This is a genomic window from Azospirillum formosense, assembly GCF_013340925.1.
GTDB lineage: Bacteria > Pseudomonadota > Alphaproteobacteria > Azospirillales > Azospirillaceae > Azospirillum > Azospirillum formosense.
On record NZ_WHOR01000419.1, the window covers coordinates 1 to 3,193 of the forward strand.

The window sequence follows — 3,193 nt, forward strand, 5'->3', positions numbered from 1 at the left end:
ACGGGGGCTGGAGACCCCATACCAACCCGGCGGGGGGGCCGCCGGTGAAGGCCCCGGGTTTCCGGAAGAAGGCGGGGGGGAAAAAGAAGAGGGGGGGGTGCGGGGGTTGGGGGGAAGCCTGGGCGGGGGACGCCGATCCAAGGCAAAAACCCGATGCACACCGCCGCAAGAAACGATCCGAGGGTATGCGGGAACATTCCGGATCGTGTGTGGCCGGCGGCGGGAACCGCCGGTGGATGACTCGCCAGTAATCAAACGTCGTCAATGACTGCATTTGTAGCGTCGCCCGCCTGACCCCAGCGTTGCGGGATCATGAAATCCGTTTCATGAAGCTGCCGCTCACCGCGCCGCGGCCAGCAGGGCGTCGATGTCCACATGCTCCTCCAGCCGGGCGGCGATGCGATCGAGCGCCTGTTCGACCGTCGCGGCGTAGGACTGGCCGGACGCCTCGCTCCCAAGCCCCGTCAGGAAGGCGGCGCGGAAGCCGTCCGCCCCGAACAGGCCGTGCAGGTAGCAGCCCATCACCCGCCCGTCGGCGGACACGGCCCCGTCCGTCCGCCCGTTCGCCAGGGTCAGCATCGGGCGGGCGCGGTCCGGCCCCTCCGTGCGGCCCATGTGCATCTCGTAGCCGGCGACCGCGGCCCCCGTGGCGGAATCCGTCCCGGTTGCCTCCTCCAGCACCTTCGGCCCCTTCAGCACGGTGTCCACGTCCAGCAGGCCCAGCCCCTCGGCCTCGCCCGGCGGGCCCTCGATGCCGTCCGGGTCGGCGATGCGGCGGCCAAGCATCTGGTAGCCGCCGCAGATGCCCAGCACCCGCCCGCCGCGCCGGCGGTGCGCCGCCAGATCGATGTCCCAGCCCTGGGCGCGCAGCACCGCCAGATCGGCGATGGTCGCCTTGCTGCCCGGCAGGATGACCAGATCGGCGTCGCCCGGCAGCGGCTGGCCGCGCGGCACCATCGACAGGGCCACGTCCGGCTCCTGGGCCAGCGGGTCGAAATCGTCGAAGTTGGCGATGCGCGACAGCATCGGCACGGCAACGCGCAGCCGCCCCCCGGAACGGGTCTTCCAGGTGTCCAGCGCCACCGCGTCCTCCGCCGGCAGCAGGGCGGCGTCGGCCAGCCAGGGCACGACGCCGAAGCTGGGCCAGCCCGTGCGCTCCGCGATGACCGACAGGCCGCCGTCGAACAGCCGCACGTCGCCGCGGAACTTGTTGATGAGGAAGCCGGCGACCAGCGCCCGCTCCTCCGGCGGAATCAGGGCGTGGGTGCCGACGAGGCTGGCGATCACCCCGCCGCGGTCGATGTCGCCCACCAGCACCACCGGCACGCCCGCCGCGGTGGCGAAGCCCATATTGGCGATGTCGCCGGCCCGGAGATTGACCTCGGCCGGGCTGCCCGCCCCCTCGACCACCACCACGTCCGCCTCGGCCTTCAGCCGCTCGAAGCTGTCGAGCACGGTGGGGAGAAGCTGCCCCTTGCGCGACTGGTAGTCGCCGGCCCGCGCCGTGCCCGCCACGACGCCGCGCACCACCACCTGGGACCCGACGTCCGACTGCGGCTTCAGCAGCACCGGGTTCATGTGGACGGACGGCGCCACCCCGCAGGCCCGCGCCTGGAGCGCCTGGGCGCGCCCGATCTCGCCGCCGTCGGCGGTGACGGCGGCGTTGTTGGACATGTTCTGCGGCTTGAAAGGGCGCACGGTCAGGCCGCGGCGGACCAGCGCCCGGCACAGCCCGGCCACCAGCAGCGACTTGCCGACGTCGGAGCCGGTGCCCTGCAACATGATCGCGCGCGGCATGGCTCAGAACTCGATGCCCGGCTGGGCCTTGATGCCCGCCTGGAAGGGGTGCTTGACCAGGGTCATCTCGGTCACGAGGTCGGCGGCCTCGATCAGTTCCGGCTTGGCGGTGCGGCCGGTGACCAGCACATGGAGCCCCTCGCGCCGCCCGGTCAGCACCGGCAACACCTCCTCGACCGGCAGATAGCCCATGCGCAGGACGATGTTCAGCTCGTCCAGCACGACGAGGCTGTATTTGGGGTCGGCCATCAGCTCCTGCGCCTTGGCCCAGGCGGCCTTGGCGGCGGCGATGTCGCGCTCGCGGTCCTGGGTCTCCCAGGTGAAGCCCTCGCCCATCGTGTGGAAGTCCACGAGATCCTCGAAGCGCTCCAGCGCCACCGTCTCGCCGGTGGACCAGGCGCCCTTGACGAATTGCACCACGCCAACCCGCATGCCATGCCCGGCGGCGCGCAGGATCAGGCCGAAGGCGGCGGTGGACTTGCCCTTGCCGTTGCCGGTGTTGACCATCAGCAGGCCCTTCTCCTGGGTCTTGCCGGCCATCACCCGGTCGTGCAGCGCCTTGCGCCGCTTCATCTTCTCGGCGTGGCGCGCGTTTTGGTCGGCATCGTTCCGGTCGGCGTTCTCGGTCATGGCGTCTCTCCTTTCAGCAGCAGCGGCAGCCCGGCGGCGACGAAGGCCACCCGCTGGGCCACGGCGGCGATGTCCTGGTGCAGCCGTCCCGCATGGTCGCGGAAGCGGCGGGCCAGCGCGTTGTCCGGCACGATGCCCAGCCCCACCTCGTTGGAAACCAGCACCAGCCGCCCCTCCACCTCGGCCAAAGCGACCAGCAGCTCGGCGGAGCGGGCGGACACGTCGGCGTCGGCCATCATCAGGTTGGACAGCCACAGCGTCAGGCAATCGACCAGCACGCCCGTTCCGGTGCCGGCGTGGCGGCGCAGCGCGCCGGGCAGGTCGAGCGGTTCCTCCACCGTCGTCCAGCCGGGGCCGCGGTCCTCCTGGTGGCGGGCGACGCGGTCGGCCATCTCGGCATCCCAGACCTGGGCGGTGGCGATGTAGACCCGCGGGCCGGGCGATGCGGTGACCAGCCCCTCGGCGTAGCGGCTCTTGCCGGAGCGGGCGCCGCCCAGGACCAGGGTGATGTCGATGCTCATGACGGTCGGGCCACCTTGACGCCTGTGAGGGGAGGCTTGCGGGACGGGCGCTTGCGGAACCGGATGGTTAGCGCAGTTGGCGCCCCGGCGCAAACCGCCATGGAGTTGCCGGACCGGAGTGCAGATCGGCGGGGTTCGCACGCCGCCCTCCGGCCCGTCCAACCCCCGCCCTGCCCCCCCCACCAACCCGCAGACATCTTTCTTTCACATACAGCACCGGACCCACGACACTGCATGTAGGTGTA

The 3,193-nt window shown here is 71.5% G+C and carries 3 protein-coding genes; all 3 read right to left on the reverse strand.

Annotated elements, in window-relative coordinates:
- Positions 1–339 precede the first annotated feature (339 nt).
- From GBZ26_RS28425 to cobU, 3 genes are read right to left on the reverse strand one after another with little or no spacing between them, the layout of a single operon-like run.
- Positions 340–1,797, reverse strand: coding sequence for a cobyric acid synthase (locus tag GBZ26_RS28425; RefSeq protein ID WP_174441669.1), 1,458 nt, complete (start codon positions 1,795–1,797; stop codon positions 340–342).
- A gap of 3 nt (positions 1,798–1,800) precedes the next feature.
- Positions 1,801–2,427 carry a cob(I)yrinic acid a,c-diamide adenosyltransferase gene (gene cobO, locus GBZ26_RS28430; protein WP_174441670.1) on the reverse strand — a complete coding sequence of 209 codons (627 nt, stop codon included), beginning with the start codon at positions 2,425–2,427 and terminating at the stop codon, positions 1,801–1,803.
- Positions 2,424–2,948: a bifunctional adenosylcobinamide kinase/adenosylcobinamide-phosphate guanylyltransferase gene (gene cobU / locus GBZ26_RS28435; RefSeq protein WP_174441671.1), complete on the reverse strand. Its 525-nt coding sequence runs from the start codon at positions 2,946–2,948 to the stop codon at positions 2,424–2,426. Before cobU ends, cobO begins: the two co-directional genes overlap by 4 nt.
- Positions 2,949–3,193: the final 245 nt, after the last annotated feature.

Bases quoted from the DNA above. Each gene is read 5' to 3' on its own strand.
- GBZ26_RS28425 (WP_174441669.1), bottom strand. From the start codon at position 1,797: ATGCCGCGCGCGATCATGTTGCAGGGCACCGGCTCCGACGTCGGCAAG.
- cobU (WP_174441671.1), bottom strand. From the start codon at position 2,948: ATGAGCATCGACATCACCCTGGTCCTGGGCGGCGCCCGCTCCGGCAAG.
- cobO (WP_174441670.1), bottom strand. From the start codon at position 2,427: ATGACCGAGAACGCCGACCGGAACGATGCCGACCAAAACGCGCGCCAC.